Origin of the sequence: Aeromicrobium sp. CFBP 8757, assembly GCF_014841755.1 — a bacterium.
GTDB lineage: Bacteria > Actinomycetota > Actinomycetes > Propionibacteriales > Nocardioidaceae > Aeromicrobium.
Map to the genome: position 1 here is coordinate 857,531 of NZ_JACYUM010000001.1, position 20,600 is coordinate 878,130.

At 70.0% G+C, this 20,600-nt stretch carries 22 protein-coding genes; 14 read left to right on the plus strand and 8 right to left on the minus strand.

Annotation, left to right across the window (positions count from 1 at the left end; translation table 11 throughout):
- Positions 1–249: 249 nt before the first annotated feature.
- The 3 genes from IFT73_RS04150 to IFT73_RS04160 form a co-directional block, all read right to left on the minus strand.
- Complete coding sequence (locus IFT73_RS04150; RefSeq protein WP_192166500.1) at positions 250–654, minus strand: hypothetical protein; 405 nt, start codon at positions 652–654, stop codon at positions 250–252.
- Positions 655–789: 135 nt separating this feature from the next.
- Entirely contained in the window at positions 790–1,911 is a 1,122-nt protein-coding gene (locus IFT73_RS04155; RefSeq protein WP_192166501.1) for a thrombospondin type 3 repeat-containing protein, read from the minus strand.
- A 162-nt stretch (positions 1,912–2,073) separates the two neighbouring features.
- Entirely contained in the window at positions 2,074–2,568 is a 495-nt protein-coding gene (locus tag IFT73_RS04160; protein ID WP_192166502.1) for a DUF1990 domain-containing protein, read from the minus strand.
- 125 nt (positions 2,569–2,693) lie between these two features.
- Between IFT73_RS04160 and IFT73_RS04165 the strand changes: the two genes are divergently transcribed.
- Both IFT73_RS04165 and IFT73_RS04170 read left to right on the plus strand, forming a co-directional pair.
- Positions 2,694–3,089, plus strand: coding sequence for a DUF805 domain-containing protein (locus IFT73_RS04165; protein WP_192166503.1), 396 nt, complete (start codon positions 2,694–2,696; stop codon positions 3,087–3,089).
- A gap of 205 nt (positions 3,090–3,294) precedes the next feature.
- Positions 3,295–4,275, plus strand: coding sequence for an LLM class flavin-dependent oxidoreductase (locus IFT73_RS04170; RefSeq protein ID WP_192166504.1), 981 nt, complete (start codon positions 3,295–3,297; stop codon positions 4,273–4,275).
- Here IFT73_RS04170 and IFT73_RS04175 read toward each other — a convergent pair.
- Positions 4,263–4,469, minus strand: coding sequence for a hypothetical protein (locus IFT73_RS04175; RefSeq protein ID WP_192166505.1), 207 nt, complete (start codon positions 4,467–4,469; stop codon positions 4,263–4,265). The two genes, IFT73_RS04170 and IFT73_RS04175, sit on opposite strands and share 13 nt — an antisense overlap.
- Positions 4,470–4,569: 100 nt before the next feature.
- Between IFT73_RS04175 and IFT73_RS04180 the strand changes: the two genes are divergently transcribed.
- Complete coding sequence (locus IFT73_RS04180) at positions 4,570–5,889, plus strand: M20/M25/M40 family metallo-hydrolase (protein ID WP_192166506.1); 1,320 nt, start codon at positions 4,570–4,572, stop codon at positions 5,887–5,889.
- Positions 5,886–7,346 (plus strand): MFS transporter, encoded by a 1,461-nt coding sequence (locus tag IFT73_RS04185; protein ID WP_192166507.1) that lies wholly within the window; start codon positions 5,886–5,888, stop codon positions 7,344–7,346. The genes IFT73_RS04180 and IFT73_RS04185 overlap by 4 nt, the downstream gene beginning before the upstream one ends.
- 18 nt (positions 7,347–7,364) lie before the next feature.
- Here IFT73_RS04185 and IFT73_RS04190 read toward each other — a convergent pair whose 3' ends face one another.
- Complete coding sequence (locus IFT73_RS04190) at positions 7,365–7,928, minus strand: hypothetical protein (RefSeq protein ID WP_192166508.1); 564 nt, start codon at positions 7,926–7,928, stop codon at positions 7,365–7,367.
- A 98-nt stretch (positions 7,929–8,026) separates the two neighbouring features.
- Here IFT73_RS04190 and IFT73_RS04195 point away from each other — a divergent pair, with 98 nt between their 5' ends.
- Both IFT73_RS04195 and IFT73_RS04200 read left to right on the plus strand, forming a co-directional pair.
- Complete coding sequence (locus IFT73_RS04195; protein WP_056607928.1) at positions 8,027–8,341, plus strand: helix-turn-helix transcriptional regulator; 315 nt, start codon at positions 8,027–8,029, stop codon at positions 8,339–8,341.
- The gene (locus IFT73_RS04200) at positions 8,328–8,651 is read left to right on the plus strand and encodes a hypothetical protein (RefSeq protein WP_056607930.1); all 324 of its coding nucleotides are present in this window, start codon (positions 8,328–8,330) and stop codon (positions 8,649–8,651) included. Before IFT73_RS04195 ends, IFT73_RS04200 begins: the two co-directional genes overlap by 14 nt.
- A gap of 61 nt (positions 8,652–8,712) precedes the next feature.
- On the opposite strand, the gene IFT73_RS04205 is transcribed toward IFT73_RS04200, so the two are convergent.
- Positions 8,713–9,462, minus strand: coding sequence for a ZIP family metal transporter (locus tag IFT73_RS04205; protein ID WP_056607933.1), 750 nt, complete (start codon positions 9,460–9,462; stop codon positions 8,713–8,715).
- Between the two features lie 138 nt (positions 9,463–9,600).
- On the opposite strand from IFT73_RS04205, the gene IFT73_RS04210 reads away from it, so the two are divergent.
- The 4 genes from IFT73_RS04210 to IFT73_RS04225 all read left to right on the plus strand — a co-directional run bounded on the left by IFT73_RS04210 (position 9,601) and on the right by IFT73_RS04225 (position 11,974).
- A complete protein-coding gene (locus tag IFT73_RS04210; protein WP_197983492.1) occupies positions 9,601–9,852 on the plus strand; it encodes a hypothetical protein in 252 nt (83 codons plus the stop codon).
- A complete protein-coding gene (locus tag IFT73_RS04215; protein WP_192166509.1) occupies positions 9,849–10,268 on the plus strand; it encodes a type II toxin-antitoxin system VapC family toxin in 420 nt (139 codons plus the stop codon). Before IFT73_RS04210 ends, IFT73_RS04215 begins: the two co-directional genes overlap by 4 nt.
- A gap of 62 nt (positions 10,269–10,330) precedes the next feature.
- Complete coding sequence (locus IFT73_RS04220) at positions 10,331–11,647, plus strand: alpha-hydroxy-acid oxidizing protein (RefSeq protein WP_192166510.1); 1,317 nt, start codon at positions 10,331–10,333, stop codon at positions 11,645–11,647.
- Positions 11,648–11,734: 87 nt separating this feature from the next.
- On the plus strand, positions 11,735–11,974 hold the full coding sequence (locus tag IFT73_RS04225; RefSeq protein WP_192166511.1) for a hypothetical protein: 240 nt from the start codon (positions 11,735–11,737) through the stop codon (positions 11,972–11,974).
- A gap of 6 nt (positions 11,975–11,980) precedes the next feature.
- Here IFT73_RS04225 and IFT73_RS04230 read toward each other — a convergent pair whose 3' ends face one another.
- Together IFT73_RS04230 and IFT73_RS04235 are read right to left on the minus strand one after the other, a co-directional pair.
- Positions 11,981–12,241, minus strand: a complete 261-nt coding sequence (locus IFT73_RS04230) for a hypothetical protein (RefSeq protein ID WP_192166512.1) — start codon at positions 12,239–12,241, stop codon at positions 11,981–11,983.
- Between the two features lie 112 nt (positions 12,242–12,353).
- Complete coding sequence (locus tag IFT73_RS04235) at positions 12,354–13,220, minus strand: helix-turn-helix domain-containing protein (RefSeq protein ID WP_192166513.1); 867 nt, start codon at positions 13,218–13,220, stop codon at positions 12,354–12,356.
- Positions 13,221–13,321: 101 nt separating this feature from the next.
- On the opposite strand from IFT73_RS04235, the gene IFT73_RS04240 reads away from it, so the two are divergent.
- The 4 genes from IFT73_RS04240 (at position 13,322) to IFT73_RS04255 (ending at position 20,550) form a co-directional block, all read left to right on the plus strand.
- Complete coding sequence (locus IFT73_RS04240) at positions 13,322–14,020, plus strand: SDR family NAD(P)-dependent oxidoreductase (RefSeq protein ID WP_192166514.1); 699 nt, start codon at positions 13,322–13,324, stop codon at positions 14,018–14,020.
- A 96-nt stretch (positions 14,021–14,116) separates the two neighbouring features.
- The gene (locus IFT73_RS04245; RefSeq protein ID WP_192166515.1) at positions 14,117–15,397 is read left to right on the plus strand and encodes a DUF222 domain-containing protein; all 1,281 of its coding nucleotides are present in this window, start codon (positions 14,117–14,119) and stop codon (positions 15,395–15,397) included.
- A gap of 10 nt (positions 15,398–15,407) precedes the next feature.
- Complete coding sequence (locus tag IFT73_RS04250) at positions 15,408–18,710, plus strand: DEAD/DEAH box helicase (protein ID WP_192166516.1); 3,303 nt, start codon at positions 15,408–15,410, stop codon at positions 18,708–18,710.
- Positions 18,711–18,831: 121 nt separating this feature from the next.
- Positions 18,832–20,550, plus strand: a complete 1,719-nt coding sequence (locus IFT73_RS04255) for an alkaline phosphatase (RefSeq protein WP_192166517.1) — start codon at positions 18,832–18,834, stop codon at positions 20,548–20,550.
- The last annotated feature ends 50 nt before the right edge of the window (positions 20,551–20,600 follow it).

Genomic DNA, 20,600 nt, shown 5'->3' on the forward strand with positions numbered 1-20,600 from the left:
TGGAGCGGCCAGCCGCCACCCTCCGAGCCAGCATCGATGCGTCATCGGCCCGTCAGCCAGCGATCTGCGGCGACGTGGTCACAGCGAGCCACGGACCTGTTCAGTTCGAGCAGCGTCCGCAGGCTGCGATCGTGAGTTCGCGTCGTGTGGACATGCCGCCCCGTTCGCTGATGGGCGTCGGCGCGCGGCGCACCGAGCGACCTCGGTGACGCCAGCCGGTCTGGCCCTGCCGCGCACTGGACGGCCCAACTACGACTCCCGGTCGGCGAACGGCAGATCCGATCGTTCGAGAATCCTCAGCAGCTCGACGAACATCGGCTTGCAGCGAGCCGGTACCCACACCGGTTCGAAGACCAGCGCGCTACGAGGCCGGAAGACCAAGGACGCGACCAGACCGAGCCGGTCGTACCCGAACGACACGATCTCGCGATCGTCGCGGCTGGCCATGGCGACGAGCAAGCTACGGACTTCGTGACGTGAGTGTTGTGCCAGGGCGGCTTCGCTTCGAGCTTCATTCATCGCTTCGTCAGTGGCGCCGAAGTCGCGCTGCATCTCGACATGTTCCGACAGCATCAGCGCGCGCACGTGACACCAGTGTCGATGAGCTCGCGCCTGGAACGAGTAGACGGACTCGTAGCCGTGATCATCGCTCACGGCACGACGATGACGCCTGCATGTGACAGTTTCCGGTTCGTGGGCGGCTGGACGAAGCGAAGGCCACGTCCAGAGCGGTTCGTCCGCCGGACTGCGTCGCAGCGAATCTGCGGTGACGGTTTCACCGAGGACGAGTCAGCGGTCCACTCGCTCGCGTCCGATCTGTTCGCGGCCCCAAGCGAGTGCTGGAGCGTACAGGTGATTCGCCCTGTCGATGACGTGTCGAGTGTTGGCCATCGCGTTGTCGTCCATGCGGTCGTACGTCTCGTGAATGACGGCTTCAGCAATGGCCCTCGCTCTCCCAAGTGACATCGGTTTCGACCCACCGACGGTCTCCAGCGCGTTCAGTCCGCCATAGTCCGCCTTCAAGTCCGCAAAGTCGTTCGTCACGCCCACGAATGCGACATCACCTCCCGGCTCGCGACCGACGTACGCGACGTAGGCCCTGTCCCCGCCGTCGAGCGTCGCACCGAGCTTGGACATGTCGTCCCCGAACAACTTGTCCCGTAGTTCGTCGTCGATGCCGGAGAGGTTCAAGTGCCTGAGCGCATTCCAGATCACCGGAGCAGCAATTCCCGCAGCCTTTGCCAGGTCCACCGCCTTGGAGGCCGCCTTGAGCTTGCCCCCGCCCGACATGGTGTCGGCGACGGACAGAGCCTTCTTGAGTACCAAGGAGGCGGTGCCCACATGAGCGCGCCAGCCGCTCTCGTCGTAGGTCAATGGTGCCGACCCACGGTCTCGCTCCTCCATGTCTGAGAACGCGTCGTCATCGGGGTTCTTCGTCAGCGGGTCGGATCCGAAGTTGAGCTCGTCCTCGTCAGGCAGCCCGTCGCCGTCCGTGTCCTTTGACCAAGGGTCCGTGCCGAGGAAGTACTCGTCGGCGTCGCCGACGCCGTCACCCTCGGAGTCCTTCGATGAAGGGTCCGAGATGCCACGATAAATCGGGCCCGCCGCGTTCGTCGTGATCTGTGCACCGGCTTCCTCCCCGTCGGTCAGACCGTCGCCGTCGCTGTCGGCGACGTGAGGGTCTGACACGTACGTGGTCCCGGAGGCCGTCGCGAAACCTGCCAGCTCGACCTTCGTCAAGAGTCCGTCGTGGTCGGTGTCCGCGTCGAGGTCGGTAGCGGAAGCTTCGGCCCCTGTGGCCCATGCGTAAGCGGAATGGACCTGACGGGCGCCCAGCGTCAGGCTCGCTGAGATCACCACGGCGACTACAAGGGCCGTCAGCAACCAGCGTGTTGTACGGCGGGAGGTCATGGAGGCCGACGTCTGGGCGTCCGGTGATGGGAGCGTCACATGAATGGACACTAGGTTGCTTGACGGCGAGTCATGAGCGTTTTGCGAAACGCGTCGTGTTGACGAGGCCAAATGCGCAGACAAGTCGAAGGCAGCTCTAGCGGCGAGTGTCGAGGACGAGTCTCATGACCTATGGAGCCTCGCTAGCGAGGCGAGGTATTGCCGTGTCATGAAGGTCTGCACGAGCCGCGGCACTGGTCCACCCGCGCGGACTAGCCAGCCGGACGGTTTCGAGAACGCGGTGATGGTCGCGGTGACGTCCTGTGTGTGCGGGTCGATCTCGACGACGAACCGTTCCTCGCCGCACTCCGGGTGCTTCGCGAGCGTGCCGTAGGTGAACCCCTGACGATCCGGCTCGTCCATGACTGACACGACTCGGCACTCGAACCGGAGGAGGAGCCACCGGAACGCGACATCGTTGCCTGCTGTGGCCGCGTCGGGCCCCGACAGTTTCCGTACGCCAGCTCGCTCGTGCATCTGCCACGACAGCAATGCCGCAGAGGCGGACTCGAACGCGCCGCGTCCGCTCCCGATCACCCGGGACGCACGCACGTGGTGGTAGCCGTCCGGGAGCTCGCCGGACGTAGCTCCCACCTCGTGGTACGTCAGCTCAGACATCTGCACCTCCGTTGCGTGCCGGCAGTCGATCTTTGCACGGCTCACACCACACGCAGGACGCCCCATGCGCCCCCAGAATGGCGCTAGGTTGTCTCGCACCGTCCCTATGCCCCTGGAGCACTCCCATGAACATGCAAGAAGCCGTTCAAAGCGTCCTGTCGCAGTACGCCAACTTCAACGGCCGCGCTCGCCGGTCGGAGTACTGGTTCTTCACCCTCGCGCTTTTCATCGCGTCGATCGTCGCCGGCATCATCGACGCGATCCTCGGCGCCATGATCCTGCAGTGGGTCCTCATCATCGCCACCATCGTCCCGAGCTTGTCGGTCGGCGCTCGTCGACTGCACGACACCGACAAGTCGGGGTGGCTGCAGCTCATCGGCATCATCCCGATCGTCGGATGGATCGTGCTGATCGTCTTCTTCGCGACCGACAGCGGCCCCGACAACAAGTACGGCCCCAACCCCAAGCAGGCCGGCGCGGGTTCGTACGACCCGTACGGAACGCCGCCGCCCGCGGTCTGATCGCACGAGCTGAAGCACGAGGCCGGCCCCGGTGGGGTCGGCCTCGTGTCATGTCGGGAAGGTCCAGCCGACACGGAGATCCGGTCGCCTGTCACGACGCGGGTGGCATGGGACACCACGACGTCGGGATGAGATCGGGCGGCTGGCGGGTTGTCACTCAGTAGGCGGCGTCAGTCGGCGCTGTCTACGCGATGAAGGGTGTTCCATGTCTGTGCCGGTCTCCATCCTCGACCTCGCCACCGTCGGCAAGAACCAGACGATCGCCGAGTCCTTGGCAGGCAGCGTGGTCTTGGCGCAGACGGCGGAACGACTGGGCTACCAGCGGGTCTGGTACGCCGAGCACCACAACATGGCGTCCATCGCCTCGTCCGCGACGTCGGTGCTGATCGCCCACGTGGCAGCCCACACCAGCACCATCCGTCTCGGCTCCGGGGGAGTGATGCTGCCGAACCACTCGCCGCTCACGATCGCCGAGCAGTTCGGCACGTTGGAGACCCTCCACCCCGGCCGGATCGACCTCGGCCTGGGTCGCGCGCCGGGCAGCGACCAGAACACGATGCACGCACTGCGCCGCAACGCCGCGTCGTCCGACAGCTTCCCCGAGGACGTCCTCGAGCTGCAGGCGTATCTGCACGGTCAGTCGCGCATCCCGGGCGTTTCCGCCTACCCGGGCGCCGGCACGGACGTCCCGCTCTACATCCTCGGCTCGTCGCTGTACGGCGCAGGACTGGCTGCGGCTCTCGGCCTGCCCTACGCCTTCGCGTCGCACTTCGCGCCGGCCGCCCTGCACGACGCGATCGCGCTGTACCGCAGCGAGTTCAAGCCGTCCGAGCAGCTCGACAAGCCCCACCTGATGGCTGCTTACAACGTCTTCGCCGCCGACGACCAGGCCTCCGCCGAGCGCCAGCAGCTTGAGGTCGCGCGCAGCCGTGTGGCACTGCTCGTGCGCCCCGGCACCAAGTACACCGACGAGCAGGCCGACGAGGTGCTCGCGTCACCGCAGGGCCAGCACCTGCGCGAGATGATGACGTACAGCGCCGCCGGCACGCCCGACATCGTGGTCAAGCACGTCGAGCAGTTCGTGGACGAGACCGGCATCGACGAGCTGATCGTCACCCACCAGGGCTCGACCGTCGACCAGCGGCTGCGCTCGGCCGAGCTGTTCGCCGAGAGCTACGTGGCCTGAGCTTCGCCGGTCGAGTCGGAGTTCGCGCCCGGGCAGTCGGGGTTCGGGCAGACGTCGACGGCCAGGGTCGGGGTCGGAGCGCCCTCGTCGAAGTCGTTGGTCACCCGCGAGTCGACGACCTCGGACTTGAGCTCGGTGCCGCAGAGAGGGCAATTGGTCGGCCAGTCCACCGGGACGTCAACGTCAGAAGTCATGTGACCACGCTACGCGTCCCAGCGCCGACCGCGAGGCGGCGAGGGCGGCGCCACGTCGCGGACGAGACAGCCTGAGCCCGTCCGCCGTTAGTCTGCGGCCATGGATGACGACGCGGCAGTCGCGGCACTGCAGGCCCTGGTGCGGATCCCCACCGTCAGCGATCGCGACCCCGCGAACGTCGACGTGGCCGCGTTCGACGAGGCGCTGGACGAGCTCGAGCGGCGGTTCCCGCTCGTCCACCAACACCTCGAGCTGACGCGCGTCGACACGCACGGCCTGCTGTTCCGCTGGATCGGCAGGAGCGACGCCAAGCCGGTCGTGATGATGGCGCACCTGGACGTCGTCCCGGTCGAGGGGCAGTGGCAGTACCCGGCGTTCAGCGGCAAGGTCGTCGACGGCACGATCTGGGGCCGCGGCACGCTGGACGACAAGGGCAGCCTCGTCGGCATCTGCGCCGCGGTCGAGTGTCTACTCGTCGAGGGGTTCGTGCCCGCGCAGGACGTCTGGCTGTCGTTCGGCTGCAACGAGGAGGTCTCCGGCACGTCTGCCGTCCTCGCGGTCGAGGCGCTGAGGGCCAAGGGAGTGCAGCCATGGTTCGTCATCGACGAGGGTGGCGCGATCGCGAGCGAGGCGTTCCCGGGCGTCGCCGCACCGATCGGCGTCATCGGCGTCACCGAGAAGGGGGTGACGTCGGTCGAGCTGCGGGTCGAGGGACGCGGCGGGCACGCGTCCACACCCGCGAAGCTGGGGCCCACGGCCCGCATCGCCCGCGCGATCACCCGCCTCGACAACTCGCCCATGCCCGCCAGCGTCCCCGCCCCGACCGTCGAGCTGTTCCGCCGCATGGGCGCACACGCGCCACTCGCACTGCGTCCGATCATGCAGAACGCCGGCCGCGCCAAGCCGCTGCTGACCCGCGCGCTCGTCCTCGCCGGCGCCGAGCCCGCCGCGATGACCCGCACGACCTTCGCCATCACGACGCTCTCGGGCGCGCCCGCGCTCAACGTCATCGCCGCCACCGCGAAGGCCGGCGTCAACATCCGCATCATGGTCGGCGACACCGTGGCCGGCGTGCTCGAGCACGTCCGCAAGGCCGTCAACGACGACCAGGTGCACATCGACGTCGTCGAGCAGAACGAGCCCAGCCCCATCTCGCCGATGGACGAGGCGTTCGAGCTGATCGAGGGCACGATCACCGAGATCTTCCCGGACGCCGTCCCGTCGCCGTACGTCATGATGGCCGCCACCGACTCGCGCTTCTTCACCGCGATCTGCCCGCGGGTCTACCGCTTCGCGCCGTTCCGCATGACGAAGGCGCAGCGCGAGTCGATCCACTCCTTCGACGAGCACCTGGGCGTGGACGCCTTCCTGGACGGCGTCCGCTGGTACCGCCGACTGATCGAGAGGCTCCCCGCATGACGACATCGACCGGTAGGGCCGCCGCGCAAGGGCTGGGCGCAGTCGTCGGCTTCCTCGTCGCCGTCGAGATCGCCAGCGGCGTGCTGCAGGGCTACTACACGCCGATCTACCCGCAGATCGCCGAGCACCTCGACATCTCCGAGGGAGACATCAACTGGTTCGAGGCGGCACAGCTGATCGTCTCGGCGCTCGCGATCCCGCTGCTGGCGCGCCTCGGCGACCTCATCGGTCACAAGAAGGTGCTGGTGCTGGCCACCGCCGTCACGGCACTCGGCTCGTGGATCACGGTCGTCGCGCCGTCCTTCACGACGTTCCTGATCGGCTGGGCGCTGCAGGGTGCCGCGATCATCTGGCTGCCGCTCGAGATCGCGATCATCCACCGCCGCACCCGCGACTCCGGACGTCAGGGGCTGCTGACCCGTCGCGGTGCCGCGGTGCTCGTCGGCGCGCTCGAGCTGGCCGTCATCATCGGCGCCCTGACCAGCGGCGCGATCGTCGAGAGCCTCGACATGAACGTCGTCCTCGCGGTGCCGGCGGTCGTCGTGACGGTCGTGCTGGTGGCGGTGTGGTTCGGCATCGAGGACGCGCCGGGGGAGTCGTCCGGTGGCATCGACTGGACGGGCCTGGCCCTCGTGACGCTCGCGCTCGGCCTGGTCATGGCCGGTCTGGTGCTGGTGCGTCTGGACGGAGCGGGAAGCGTCCGCGCGTGGATCGTGATGCTGCTCGGCGTGCTCGTGCTGGTGCCGTTCGTGCGTCACGAGCGGTCGGTCGCCGACCCCATCGTGGACGTCGACCTGCTCGCGAGCCCGAGCCAGTGGCCGATCCAGCTGACGGCGTTCCTGTTCGGCATCCCGGTGCTGGGAGGTCAGATCCCCTTGTCAACCTTCGCCCAGGCCGATCCGGACGTCCGCGGGTACGGCCTCGGCGCCGACTCGGGCTTCGTCTCGACGCTCATCGGCGTCTACGTCATCACCCTCGCGATCGGAGCGTTCACGCTGCCGGTGACGACGCGGCTGTTCGGCGTCCGGCGCACGCTGATCATCGCGTGCCTGTTCGTCGCCGCCGGCTATGCGCTGTGGCTGCCGTTCCACGACACGACGCTGCAGGCGATCATCAACATGGCGATCGCGGGGCTCGGCTCGGGCGCTCTGGTCGCATCCCTGCCGGCAGCCGCCGCGGCCGCGGCGCCACCGGAGCGGACGGGCATCGCGACCGGCATGACCAACGGCACCAAGGTCATCGGCGGGGCCATCGCGTCCTCGATCTTCGCGATCGCGCTGGCGTCCACCGGGTCGATCGACAAGCTCGGCGAGGAGGCGGCCAACGCGCCGCTCTCGGGCTACCTGGTGGTGTGGAGCGTCTGCTCGGGCGCCGCGCTGCTGGCTGCGATCGCCCTCACGCTGGCGCCCAAGGTGGCGTTCGCCCGCCAGGACGACGTGGCTGCGCCGACGGCGTGACAGGTGCTGGCTCGTACGTCAAGCGTCGCCCTCAAGGGCGACCCACTCGTCGCGCGCCAGGTCGTAGCCGTCGAGTGGCATGCCCAGCGCGCGACGTACGCGGTAGCGACCGTTGAGGGCGCGCATGTCCACGTCCTCGACGTCGTCGGGGTGGACGTCGAGCAGCGGGAGCGTGAACCATCGCAGGGCCTGTCGCAGGCGTCCGGCCTCCTCCAGCGTGCTGGCGATCCACTCGCACTCCACGCCGCCGATCAGTCCTGAGCGCACCCGCACGAGCATCTCGGCGAGCAGCGCGTCGGCCCGGTCGTCCTCGCCGGCCTCCAGCTCTGACATGAGCAGCCCGCAGCGAGGGTCGAGCTCGGTCGGTCCGCCGTCCTCGATCGCGGCCAGGCTCGCCTCGCGTGCCCCGGCGAAGTCGCCGACGAGGTGGAGCTCGCCGGCCAGCGCGGTCAGGAACTCCGCGCGTCCGTCCTCGCCGTGCTCGAAGTCCTCGAGGCGTCGGCGCAGGACTGCGACGCGCTTGGCGGGTGTCCCGGCGGTCCCGATGTGGGCGAGCTCGGCGTCGACGTCCTTCATGTCCATGGGGCCAATCGTCGCAGTCGGCATGCTCCCCGGACCCACCCCGTCATGGGAGTCGTTGTCGCGTTGACATAGCGATATGCGCATATAAGGATGTCTGCATGAGTGACAGCCGGGACATCCTCGCGGAGTACAGCAGCGTGAGCGACGTCTTCGGTGCGTTGTCGTCGCCGGTCAGAGCCGCCATCGTGCACCGCCTGACCGACGGCGAGCAGACCGTCAGCTCTCTCGTCGACGCCCTCGGCCTGTCCCAGCCGCTCGTCTCGCAGCACCTCCGGGTGCTGCGCAGCGCGCGACTGGTCGCGACCGAGCGGCACGGCCGGGAGATCGCCTACTCGCTGGCGGACGACCACGTCGCTCACGTCTTCCTCGACGCCTTCCACCACACCCAGGAGAACCACGATGACGATCACTGACCACCGCGAGGCCGAGAGCCACGCCCACACCCACGGACCGGCCTGCGGACACGAGGCCGTCGTCCACGAGGACCACGTCGACTACCTGCACGACGGTCATGTCCACCACGAGCACGAGGGCCACTACGACGAGTGCACCGTGTGCTCGTGCGCCAACTGCTCCGACAGCTGCGCCAAGTGCGAGTGCTCCGACTGCACCTGCGCGACGTGCAACCACAACGTCTGCTCGTGCAGCAACTGCGGCGGCGACACGTGCGGCAACTGCGTCTGCTCCGACTGCTCCTGCGCGACCTGCAAGCACGCCGCCTGAGCGAACGACCTGCTGCGACACCGGTGCCCCCGTCACGTCGTGACGGGGGCACCGGTGCGTCTCAGACGTGTCCGATCGCGAACGCCGTGAGGAAGCCGATCGTCGCGAGCAGCCCGGCGTAGAGATGGGTCTTCTCGAACGCCTCTGGGATCATCGTGTCGGCCACCATCGTGAGGATGGCTCCGGCGGCGACGGCCGTGATCGCCGCGATCGTCTCGTCAGCCGCCCCCTCGAGCAGCAGGCTGCCGACCATCGCCGCGATGCCGGAGGCCACCGCGATGCCGACCCAGACGCCGAAGACGTAGCGCGCGCTGCGGCCGTTGCGCTTCATGCCGGCCGCGCTCGAGAGGCCCTCGGGCAGGTTGGAGATGAAGATCGCGGCGAGCACGGGCACGCCGACGCCACCACCGCCGAGCAGCGAGACGCCGAGCACGACGGACTCGGGGATGCCGTCGAGCAGGGCTCCGACCGCGATGGCCGCGCCACTGCCGGCCTGCTCGTCCTCGGACGGCTGCTGCTCCTGCGATCGCTTGCGGTGCTGCGCCCCGCGGCGGGCCAGGAAGACGTTGGCCGCGACGTAGACGATCGCCCCGCCCAGCGCGCCGAGCAGCGTCGGCAGCAGCCCGCCGGTCGTCTCGGCCTCGTCGATCAGGTCGAACGACAGCGCCGAGATCAGCACGCCCGAGCCGAACGCCATGACGGACGCGACGACGGCCCGCGGCACCTTGACGAACCAGGCGATGAGCGCGCCGATGACGAGGGCGCCGCCCGCGAGCAGACCCCACGCGCCGGCTTCGAGCCAGATGGGCATGTGACCTCCGAGGGTGGGTGAGCGGGCGGTGACGCCCCGACTGGGTTACCCGATCGTTGTGCCCTCACTCAGGTGATGGAGCGATGGCGCGAGATCGCTGCAGCATTGATATCATCAGCCGTAGGTTTGATATCACACGTGGAGGTCGTCATGGCGGCGGTGACGGTACGAGGGATCCCTGACGAGGTGCACCGTGCCCTGAAGGGGCAGGCGGTCGCACATGGACGCAGTACGGAGGCCGAGATCCGCGAGATCCTGAGACGTGCGGTGTCCGGTCCCGAAGACGCTCGCATGGGAGATCGACTCTCGGCGATCGGCGAGCGGCACGGCGGGCTGGATCTCGACGTCGTCCGTGACGACTCACCTCCGGAGCCGGCCGAGTTCTCGTGATCGTCCTCGACACCAACGTCATCTCAGAGGCGCTTCGCCGCGACCCCGACGCTGTCGTGCTCGACTGGCTCAATCGGCAGGTCGCGTCGACGTTGCACGTGTCGACCGTGACGGTCGCAGAACTTCTGCTCGGTGTGGAGCTGCTGGACCCGGGGCGACGCAAGGACGCTCTGCGTGCGGCGGTCTCAGAGGCAATCGGTCTGTTCGACGGCCGAGTTCTGCCGTTCGACGGTCCCGCGGCGGCCGTGTTCGCCGAACGCATGGCGGTCGCGCGCTCGCAAGGGCGGGCGGTGTCGCTGGCCGACGGCCAGATCGCCGCGACGGCCATGAGCCGCGGATTCGAGGTGGCCACGCGCGACACGGGCCCGTTCGTCGCAGTGGGAGCCGATGTCGTCGACCCGTGGACGGTCGACTGACCCACCCCGCATACCCTCGTCGCCAGCGACCCGGGCGGGGTCGCGGACGACGGGAGCACGGCATGGCGGAGCAGACGAGGACGACGGCCGGACCCGGCCGTGACCGGCAGAACGCGATCTACCGCGCCGGAGTCGTCGGCACGAAGCCACTGGTGCCGACGTCGTTCGCCGACCTCGAGCGCGCCGCGCACCGGGTGGCGTCCGCGAAGGGCTGGGCGTACGTCGCGGGAGGAGCCGGCGAGGGTCGCACGATGCGCAACAACCGCGCCGCCTTCGACCGCTGGGCCATCGTGCCGCGCATGGCGCACGGGGGAGCGACCCGCAACCTGTCGGTCGACGTGCTCGGGACGAGGCTCCCGTCGCCGCTCCTGCTCGCGCCCGTCGGCGCCGGCCAGCTGATCGACCCGGACGCCGACCTGCACACCGCCAGAGCCGCGGCCAGCACGGGCGTCCCGTACGTCTTCACCAACCAGGGCGGCACGCCGATGGAGGAGGCCGCCGCCGAGATGGGCTCGACACCTCACTGGGTGCAGCTCTACTGGAGCACCGACGAGGACCTCGTCGACAGCCTCATCAGGCGCGCCGAGGCCAGTGGCGCCAAAGCGCTCGTCGTCACGCTCGACACGACGACGCTCGGCTGGCGTCCGCAGGATCTGACGCTCGGCTCGCTGCCGTTCGCGCAGGGCCTCGGCATCGGCCAGTACACGTCCGACCCGCGCTTCCGCGACATCGTCGCCCAGCGGGTGGCGGCGGCGAAGGCGGCGGGTGCGGCGTCGGACGTCAAGGTCACGCTGCAGGCCATCCGGTCGCTGATCTCGATCACGAGGAACCACCCCGGACGCTTCCTCGACAACCTCCGCTCGCCGATGCCGCGGGCGTCCGTCGAGACGTTCCTCGACATCTACTCCAACCCCGGCCTGAGCTGGGACCACATCGCCACCCTGCGCGACCGCACCCGGCTGCCCGTCGTGCTGAAGGGGATCCTGCACCCGGACGACGCCCGGCGGGCCTTCGACCTCGGCGTCGACGGCATCGTCGTCTCCAACCACGGCGGACGCCAGGTCGACGGCTCGATCGCGTCGCTGGACGCGCTCATCGCCGTCCGCGAGGCCGTCGGACCCGAGCCGACCGTGCTGCTCGACAGCGGCATCCGCACGGGCGCCGACGTGTTCGTGGCGCTGGCGCACGGTGCGGACGCGTGCCTGCTCGGCCGCCCCTACATGTACGGCATGGCGATCGCGGGGCAGCAGGGCGTCGAGGAGGTCATCGCCAACGTCGTCGCCGAGCTCGACCTGACGATGGCGCTGACGGGCGCCACGGACGTCACCAACGTCCCGCGCGACGTCGTGGTGCCGAATCCGTCGTGGACGGGCGCCTAGTCAGTCGGGATCCGTCGATGTAGTCACATGTGACAGTCTTTCTGAGAATCTGGTACGCCCGTACGACTCGAGACCTACTGTCGCGACATGAAGATCCGCAGCGCCATCGTCGCGTTCGTCCTGTCGACCTCCGCCATCTCGGGCGCGGGTGTCGCGATCACCGCCGAGTCGGCCTCCGCCGCCACCTGCACCAAGACCTCGACCGGCAAGTGCATCAAGGGCGGCCAGTTCTGCCCCAAGGCCAAGTACAAGAAGACCGGCATCGACGCCAAGGGCCGCAAGTACGTCTGCAAGGGCGACAAGAACCACCCGCACTGGATGAAGTAGATCGACTCAGAACCAAGCGTCCCGCTGGGGGTTCGGGTCCGGGTGGCACGGCGTGAGCCGGTCGGCGGGCAGCCAGCGCTGCACGACCGGCGCACCGTCCTGCGTCTCGTCGACGAACACGACGAGTGCCGTCCACGTCCGTCCGTCGCGTTTCCAGTCGACGACGAACCCCTGCCACGGGCGGGCGTAGCGGTGGTCGGTCCGCCGCACGAGGACGTGGCGGGTGGGCTCGTACGGGGGCCAGGCGTCGCGCCTCGTCCGGTTCATCCCCACTCGCACAGACTAGAACATGTGTTCGATCACGTGTGATGATGATGCATCGCCGCCCGTATGCGGTCGCGATGCATCAGGTGCGGCCCCCGCGACGCGCTGCCAAAGGTCAGCGGGACGCGACGGACCCCTGCACGCCCGACATGACGGCGAGCTTGAACTTGGTCTCGTCCTCGGTGCCCGGGGTCGCCGAGAGGATGACGATCTTGAGCTCGGCGTCGCCGTCGGTCAGCACGTCGCAGACGACCATGAGCGGCCCGACCGCGGGATGCTCGACGATCTTGCGTCCCTCCCGGTGCGCGCCCACCTCGCCGGCAGCCCACAGCTCGGCGAACCGCTCGTTGCCGGCGGTGAGCCGGGCGATCAGGTCGGCGAGACGTCGGTTGCGCGGGAAGCGTCCGGTCGCGCGGCGCAGGTCGGACACGACGGCGGCGGGCACGGTGTCGTCCGTGAACGACACGATCGGCCACTGCGCCAGCCGCGGCGCGCCACCGTCGACGGGGAACGTGTCGAGAGCGAAGTTGCGCTGCGCCGGCGGGGTCGCGGACGGGTCGCCGACGAGTGCCGCCCACCCGCGGTTCCACTGGATCATCTGCCAGTCGGCCGCGAAGACCGCCGTCGCGGAGTCGTCGTTGCGGTGCAGGATGCGCTGGATGCCCGGCGGGATGTGCTCGGAGATCTCACCGCCGCCGGGGGGAGCGAGGCCCGCCAGCAGGTGCAGGTGGTCGCGCTCGTCGACGGTCAGCTGCAGCGCCCGGGCCAGTGCCGCGACGACCTGCGCAGACGGCGTGCTCGCGCGTCCCTGCTCGAGACGCACGACGTAGTCGACCGAGACGCCGGCGAGCTCGGCCAGCTCCTCGCGGCGCAGCCCCTGCGTCCGGCGCCCGTGCCGCATCGGCAGCCCGGCGGTGGCGGGGGAGAGCCGGTCGCGCCACGCCCGCAGCGTCGCTCCGAACGTGGTCTGGTCGAGGGTCATGCGTCCAGTGTCGCCTGTCGTCGGACGTCGTGACTGGTACTGCTCGTCCTACCGTCGAGCCATCCCTGTTGCCGCAGGCACGGACGGCGCACGCTGGACCCATGACCATCACCTTCATCACCGGAGCCAACAAGGGTCTCGGCCTCGAGACCGCCCGCCGCCTCGCCGAGCACGGACACACCGTGCTCGTGGGGGCCCGCGACGAACAGGCGGGACGCGCCGCAGCCGACTCGGTCGGCGGTCGGTTCGTGCAGATCGACGTCACGGACGACGAGTCGGTGGCCCGCGCGGCCGCCGACGTCCAGCAGCACGAGGGCGCGCTCGACGTCCTCGTCAACAACGCCGGCGTTGCTGGCACGATGGGCGAGCCCGCCGACCTCACGGCCGACGACGTGCTGGGCGTGCTGGACGTCAACGTGCTCGGCGTCGTCCGCACCACCCGGGCGTTCCTGCCCCTGCTGCAGGCCTCGGCCGACCCGGTCGTCGTCAACGTCAGCAGCGGCATGGGGTCGCTCGAGCTGACGCACGACCCGTCGCGGGCCGAGTCGCACGCGATCGCGCCCGCCTACACCGCGTCGAAGGCCGCGCTGACGATGCTGACCACCCAGCACGCCAAGGTCTGGCCCGACATCCGCATCAATGCCGCCGACCCCGGCTACACGGCCACCGACCTGAACGCCCACAGCGGCCCGCAGACCGTCACCGAGGGGACGGACGCCGTCGTGCAGCTCGCCACCGAGGGCCCCGGCCACGGTTCAGGCCGACTCGTCGACCGGCACGGCGAGACCACCTGGGGGTAGCCGCTCGACGTTGTGCACAGCCGCGAGTGCGCGGCGAGAACCCTGTCAGACCTCTTCTCTAGGTTGGAGAAAAGGCCGCAACGACAGGAGTTTCTGGTGCTGGACGACCGGCAGACGATCGAGCAGGTGGTGATGCGCCGACAGGCGATCGCAGCGCTCGAGGCTGCTGAGGCGCACGACCTGCTCGCCGTCGTCGACCGGGCGTGCGCCACGGGCGAGGCCAGCGGCGGCGCCGCGCAGGGACGTCGTCGCGTCGACGCCGCCGTGCACGAGCTGTCGCTGGCGATGGCCCTGCCCGTCCCCACGGTCGAGCGTCGCGTGGCCCGGGCCCGGCGGCTCAGGGCGACCATGCCGCAGGTCTGGCAGGCCTGGCTCGACGGCCGCATCAGCACCGCCGACGTGACGGCCGTCGACCGCGCGGCGTGCCGGCTGGTCCACCAGCAGTCGGTCGCAGAGCTCGACGACGTCGCCGTCGACCGGGTCGAGCGGCTGACCCCCGGTCAGGCGGCCAGGTGGCTCGACCGGTGGGTGGAACGGTCCGAGCCGGCCGAGTCGGCGAGGCGTCACGCGATCGCGCACCGCGACCGCAAGGTCGCGCTCCGCCCCCTCGGCGACGGGATGACCCGGCTGACGGCCGACCTCACCGCCGGTGACGCGACGGCCATCATGCAGAAGCTCTCGGGGTGCGCGCACCAGCTGCCCGCCGACGACGGCCGCACGATCGACCAGGCCCGTGCCGACCTGCTCGCCGACACCCTCCTCGGCCGCCGAGGCGGTGGCCTCGGTTACCGGGCCGTCATCGGCGTCACCGTGCCGCTGTCGTCGCTGATGGGGTTCAGCGACGCGCCCGGCGAGCTGACCGACCGCTCCGCGACCATCCCGGCGCACATCGTGCGCGCAGCCACCACCGATCCCCACAGCCTGCTGTACCGGCTGGTCACCGACGACGTCGGCAACCTGCTGACGGTCTCGTGGCTGGGACGTTTCGCTCCCGAGCGGCTCAGGCAGGTGCTGGAGTTCCGCGACGGCACGAGCGTGTTCCCGACCAGCTCGGTGCCGGCCCGCCTGTGCGACACCGACCACAGCGAACCGTGGCCCGCCGAGACGTCCGCCGCCAACACCGGCCCCCTCAACCGACGTGCCCACAACCTCAAGACCGAGGGCCACCTGAGGGTGCGACAACCCGCGCCCGGGATGTTCGAGTGGACCACCAGCACCGGGCACACCTACACGAGCACACCCGAGCCCCTGCCGATCGCCGGTTGGGACGCCGAGAGCCCTGTCGACACCCGGAGGACGGATGGACGAGAACACCTGGCTGGGGTGGGACGACCCCCGCCGCCTGCTGCGCGAGCTGGTGTCGGCAGCGCCGACTAGCCTCGAAAACGTGACACCGACGATCGCCTCCCTCACCGACACCGAGCTGCGTCGAGCCTTCGACTCCGGCTCGCTGTCGCGGGGCAAGCTCTACGCGCACGCCGGGCGGGTCAGCGTCAGCAGCGTCGACCCCGACGGCGACGCCGCGAGCGGCGAGGTGCGCGGCACCGACCCGCAGGTCTACTCCACGACGGTGCAGCTGCGCGAGACCAAGGCCGGCGGCACCCACGTCGTCGCGACCTGCAGCTGCCCCGTCGGCTACGGCTGCAAGCACGCCGTCGCGCTGATCATCGCGGTCCGCAGCTCGATCGAGACCGAGCCGGACGAGCCGGTCGACGCCCGGAAGGCCTCGATGGACGCGGCGATCGCCTCGGTCGACGCCTACGCCCGCAAGGTCGCCCGGCCGTCCGAGCCGCAGTGGCGCTCGGCCCTCGCCCCGCTGGTCGGCGCGCCGGGCCGTGGGCGCACCGACTGGGCCCTGCGCATCGACCTCGCACCGTCCTACTACCGCGGCGAGGCGCTACTCTCGGCCCGGCCGCTGAAGCGCGGCGCCAAGGGCACATGGATCAAGACCGGCGCCACGTGGCCCGACGTCGAGGCCACGACCCGCGGCTTCAGCGGGGGGCACCCGCAGGTCGACGCCCTGGCCGAGCTGCAGGTCGCGGTGCGCAGCCACTACTCGCACGTCCGTCGCTCCGACGGCACGATCGACCTCGGCGGTCTGACGCGCGACGCGTGGCGGGTGTTCGACCTGATGGCCGACGCCGGCGTGACGCTGCTGGGTCCCGGCAACGCCGAGGTCACGGTCGTCCGCGATCCCGTCGTGGTCAGCGTCGACATCGCGCCGGTCGGCGAGGCGGGCGACCTGTCGGTCACGGCGAGCCTGTCGCACGCCAACGTCGACGACGCACAGGCCGACGACCGCGTCCTGCTGATCGGGCAGCCCGCCCACGGCATCGCCGCGTGGGACCACGACAGCCCCCGTCGGCTCTGGCTCGCGCCGTTCGCCGAGCCGCTCGACCAGCCGCTGCGCATGCTGGTGCAGAACCAGCAGGGCGTGCAGATCCCCGCCCGCGACGCCGACGAGTTCCTGCGCGACTTCTACCCGCGCATGGAGCGGACGCTCGGCTCGGTGCGGGTCGACCCCCGCATCGAGGTGCCCGAGATCGTCCCACCGCGCCTGTCGATGAAGGTCACGCACGACGGGCTGTCGGCCGCCGTCGAGTGGGGCTTCGTCTACGAGGTCGACGGCCGGACCCTGCGGGCTGCCTGGGGGTCCGGCCTCGAGCCGTTCCGCGACCGGGCCGCCGAGCAGGACCTCGTCAACGACTTCGTGCCCCCACCCGGGCTGCCCGTCGTGACCGACAGGACCGGCCGGGTCAAGGTCGTGCCCAGGGCCACGGTCGACGGCTACCCGGCCGCGGTGCTCAGCGAGGACGTCGTGCCGGCCCTCGAGGCGGCCGGGGTCGAGGTGCAGACCGTCGGCGACCGGCCGAACTACCGGCTCGCCGGCACGGCGCCCGTCGTGCACATCTCGCTCGAGGACGGCAAGGACCCTCGCAGCGACTGGTACGACCTCGCGGTCACCGTGACGATCGAGGGCGAGCGCGTGCACTTCGGTCCGCTGTTCGCGGCGCTCGCGGCGGGGGAGTCGCACGTCGTGCTGCTGAGCGGCACCTACCTCTCGATCGACCGTCCCGAGCTCGTGCAGCTGCGCGAGCTCATCCAGGAGGCGCGCGAGCTCACCGACAAGCACGCCGACGGCGACCAGCTGCGCGTCAGCCGGTTCCAGGCCGGGCTGTGGGACGAGCTCGTCGCGCTCGGCACGATCGACCGCCAGGCCAGCTCGTGGAAGGAGTCGATCAGCGCCATCCGCTCGCTCGACGAGGTGCCGGTCCCCGAGCTGCCCGCGGGCCTCGACGCCGACCTGCGTCCGTACCAGCGTGACGGGTACGCCTGGCTCAGCTTCCTCGCCGACCACTCGCTCGGCGGCATCCTGGCCGACGACATGGGCCTGGGCAAGACCGTCCAGGCGCTCGCGATGATCGTCCGCCAGGTGGAGCGCGGAAGCGGGCCGTTCCTCGTGGTCGCGCCCACCAGCGTCGTCGGCAACTGGGCGCGCGAGGCTCAGCGCTTCGCACCCGGCCTGAAGGTCGCGACGATCCAGGGCACCCGCTCGCGACGCCGCACCGAGCTCGCCGACGAGGTGGCGGGCGCCGACCTCGTCGTCACCTCGTACGCGCTGTTCCGCCTCGAGAACGACGCCTACCGCGAGCAGACGTGGGCCGGCCTGCTCCTCGACGAGGCGCAGTTCGTCAAGAACCACCAGGGCAAGACCTACCAGTGCGCGCGCCGGCTCGACGCCCCCTTCAAGCTCGCCATCACCGGCACGCCGCTGGAGAACTCGCTCATGGACCTGTGGTCGATGCTGTCGATCGTGGCGCCCGGCCTCTATCCCGACCCGCAGCGCTTCGCCGCGAGCTACCAGAAGCCGATCGAGACGGGACACGGCAACGACAAGCTCGCGCTGCTGCTCAAACGCGTCCGCCCCCTCATGCGCCGGCGCACCAAGGAGGAGGTCGCCTCCGACCTGCCGCCCAAGACCGAGCAGGTGCTCGAGGTCGCGATGAGCCCCCGGCACGCCCGCATCTACCAGACCCACCTGCAGCGCGAGCGCCAGAAGGTCATGGGACTGCTGGCCGACGACGCGTCCGACCACCGGTTCGAGGTGCTGGCGTCGCTGACCAAGCTGCGCCTGCTGAGCCTCGACCCCGCGCTGGTCGACGAGGAGCACGACGGTGTCGGCTCGGCCAAGATCGACGTCCTGCTCGAGCATCTGCACGAGGTCACCGCCGAGGGCCACCGAGTGTTGGTCTTCAGCCAGTTCACGAGCTACCTCGCGCGCGTGCGGGCGCGGCTCGACGAGGACGGCATCGCCTACTCCTACCTCGACGGCCGCACCAGCAACCGCCAGGCCGCGGTCGACTCGTTCACGTCCGGGCAGACCTCGGTGTTCCTCATCAGCCTCAAGGCCGGCGGCGTGGGGCTCAACCTGGTCGAGGCCGACTACGTCTACGTGCTCGACCCGTGGTGGAACCCGGCGGCCGAGGCGCAGGCCGTCGACCGGGCGCACCGCATCGGGCAGACGCGTCCGGTCATGGTCTACCGGCTGGTGTCGGCCGAGACGATCGAGCAGAAGGTCATGGAGCTCAAGGCCCGCAAGTCCGCGCTCTTCGACGCAGTCATGGACGACGGCGCCGCGCTGTCGGGCGCGTTGACGTCCGACGACATCCGCGGCCTGCTCGGCGCCTGAACCGCCGAAGGTCGTTGCGGGGGTCAACTGTTCACCCGGCGGGCGTCCGGCGTTGTCTGTGCGGTCGGCCGCTGCCGACAGGGTCACACCATCCCCTGACCTGAGAAAAGGACTAGAACCGATGGTGCGTAGAACAACCATGGTCGCCGCCGCGAGTGCCCTGGCGCTCGGCGGTCTCGCGATCGGCAGCGCTGTGCAGGCTGTCTCGCCCGGCTTCACCGACGACCGGTCGGCGAAGCTCTCGTCCGCGATCGACCCCGCCAAGCCCCGCAACGTGATCCTGCTGATCGGCGACGGCACCGACGACTCCATCATCACGGCGGCCCGCAACTACGAGCTGGGCGCGAAGGGACGCTTCGCCCTCGACGAGCTGCCGTTCACCGGCGCCATGACGACGTTCGGCCTCAAGACGGGCCCGAACCCCGACGACTACCCGATCAACTACGTCTCCGACTCGGCCCCCACGGCCAGCGGCTGGTCGACCGGCAAGAAGACCGTCGACAGCCGCATCTCGCAGGGGCCGAGCGTCTCCGACACGACGCCCGGCACCGACTACGAGACCGTCCTGGAGAAGTACAAGAAGGAGGGCAAGCGCACCGGCAACGTCTCGACCGCCGAGATCACCGACGCGACGCCTGCCGCCGCCGCCTCGCACATCAACCTGCGCGCGTGCCAGGGTCCGACGGACATGGCCAACTGCACGGCCGCCAAGAAGTCCAACGGCGGCAAGGGCTCGATCGCCGAGCAGCTCGTCGACAACAAGATCGACGTGCTGCTGGGCGGCGGCAAGAGCCGTTACCTGCAGGCCACCGACGCCGGCCCGACCGCGCTGGCGTACGCCCAGAGCGCCCAGAAGTACCAGCTCGTCGAGAACAAGAGCGCCCTCGCGGGCGTCACGACGCTCGACAACGGCCCGATCCTCGGTCTGTTCACGACCGGCAACATGACGCCCCGCTACCAGGCGCTCACGGCCACGCCCGCCGGTGCCGGTGGGCCCGACACCACGTGCCAGACCGCCGACCGGGGCACGCAGCCCACGCTGGCCGACATGACCGACAAGGCCATCAACCTGCTCGACAACGACAAGGGCTTCTTCCTGCAGGTCGAGAGCGCGATGGTCGACAAGCAGGAGCACTCGTCCGACATCTGTGGCGCGATCGGTGACGTCCTCGAGCTCGACAACGCGCTCAAGGTCGCCCAGGCCTACCAGGCCAAGCACCCCGACACGCTGATCATCGTCACGGGCGACCACGCCCACTCGACGCAGATCGTCGGAAACGGGGGCTCCACCACCAGCGCGACGGGCGCGACGGGCGGCAAGGCGACCGCGACGGTCAAGACGGCCGACGGCGACCCGATGACGGTCGCGTACTCGACGGCCGCCCCGGGCAGCTCGCAGTCGCACACCGGCAGCCAGATCCGCGTCGCGGCCTCCGGACCGCAGGCGGCCAACGTCACCGGCACGATCGACCAGACCGATCTGTTCGCGACGATGCTGGGCCGCACGCCCAGCAAGATCTCGACGCCCGCCACGCCCCCGACCCCGTCGGCCCCGGCCGCCCGTCCGGCCGTCGCGGCGGTCGCCGACAAGAAGATCTCGGCCAAGGCGCTGAAGACCAAGGGTCTGCGCGTCTCGACCAGCGCCTCGGCCGCGACCTCGGTCAAGATCACGCTGCTGAAGGGCAGCAAGGTGCTCGCGACCAAGCGCCTCGGTGCGGCAGGCGGCACGACGTACCTGCGCACGAGGAGCAGCGTCAAGGGCGCCGTGAAGATCGTCGTCACGGCGACCGGCCCCGGCGGCACGGCCAGCAAGACCAGGTCCAGCACCGTCACGCGCTGACCTGTCGATCGACCCGCGGGTGCGTCCGGTTCGCCGGGCGCACCCGTTCG

Coding starts and splice junctions, on each gene's coding strand:
- IFT73_RS04155 (WP_192166501.1), bottom strand. CDS start 1,911: ATGACCTCCCGCCGTACAACACGCTGGTTGCTGACGGCCCTTGTAGTC.
- IFT73_RS04160 (WP_192166502.1), bottom strand. CDS start 2,568: ATGTCTGAGCTGACGTACCACGAGGTGGGAGCTACGTCCGGCGAGCTC.
- IFT73_RS04165 (WP_192166503.1), top strand. CDS start 2,694: ATGAACATGCAAGAAGCCGTTCAAAGCGTCCTGTCGCAGTACGCCAAC.
- IFT73_RS04170 (WP_192166504.1), top strand. CDS start 3,295: ATGTCTGTGCCGGTCTCCATCCTCGACCTCGCCACCGTCGGCAAGAAC.
- IFT73_RS04175 (WP_192166505.1), bottom strand. CDS start 4,469: ATGACTTCTGACGTTGACGTCCCGGTGGACTGGCCGACCAATTGCCCT.
- IFT73_RS04180 (WP_192166506.1), top strand. CDS start 4,570: ATGGATGACGACGCGGCAGTCGCGGCACTGCAGGCCCTGGTGCGGATC.
- IFT73_RS04185 (WP_192166507.1), top strand. CDS start 5,886: ATGACGACATCGACCGGTAGGGCCGCCGCGCAAGGGCTGGGCGCAGTC.
- IFT73_RS04190 (WP_192166508.1), bottom strand. CDS start 7,928: ATGGACATGAAGGACGTCGACGCCGAGCTCGCCCACATCGGGACCGCC.
- IFT73_RS04195 (WP_056607928.1), top strand. CDS start 8,027: ATGAGTGACAGCCGGGACATCCTCGCGGAGTACAGCAGCGTGAGCGAC.
- IFT73_RS04200 (WP_056607930.1), top strand. CDS start 8,328: ATGACGATCACTGACCACCGCGAGGCCGAGAGCCACGCCCACACCCAC.
- IFT73_RS04205 (WP_056607933.1), bottom strand. CDS start 9,462: ATGCCCATCTGGCTCGAAGCCGGCGCGTGGGGTCTGCTCGCGGGCGGC.
- IFT73_RS04220 (WP_192166510.1), top strand. CDS start 10,331: ATGGCGGAGCAGACGAGGACGACGGCCGGACCCGGCCGTGACCGGCAG.
- IFT73_RS04225 (WP_192166511.1), top strand. CDS start 11,735: ATGAAGATCCGCAGCGCCATCGTCGCGTTCGTCCTGTCGACCTCCGCC.
- IFT73_RS04230 (WP_192166512.1), bottom strand. CDS start 12,241: ATGAACCGGACGAGGCGCGACGCCTGGCCCCCGTACGAGCCCACCCGC.
- IFT73_RS04235 (WP_192166513.1), bottom strand. CDS start 13,220: ATGACCCTCGACCAGACCACGTTCGGAGCGACGCTGCGGGCGTGGCGC.
- IFT73_RS04240 (WP_192166514.1), top strand. CDS start 13,322: ATGACCATCACCTTCATCACCGGAGCCAACAAGGGTCTCGGCCTCGAG.
- IFT73_RS04255 (WP_192166517.1), top strand. CDS start 18,832: ATGGTGCGTAGAACAACCATGGTCGCCGCCGCGAGTGCCCTGGCGCTC.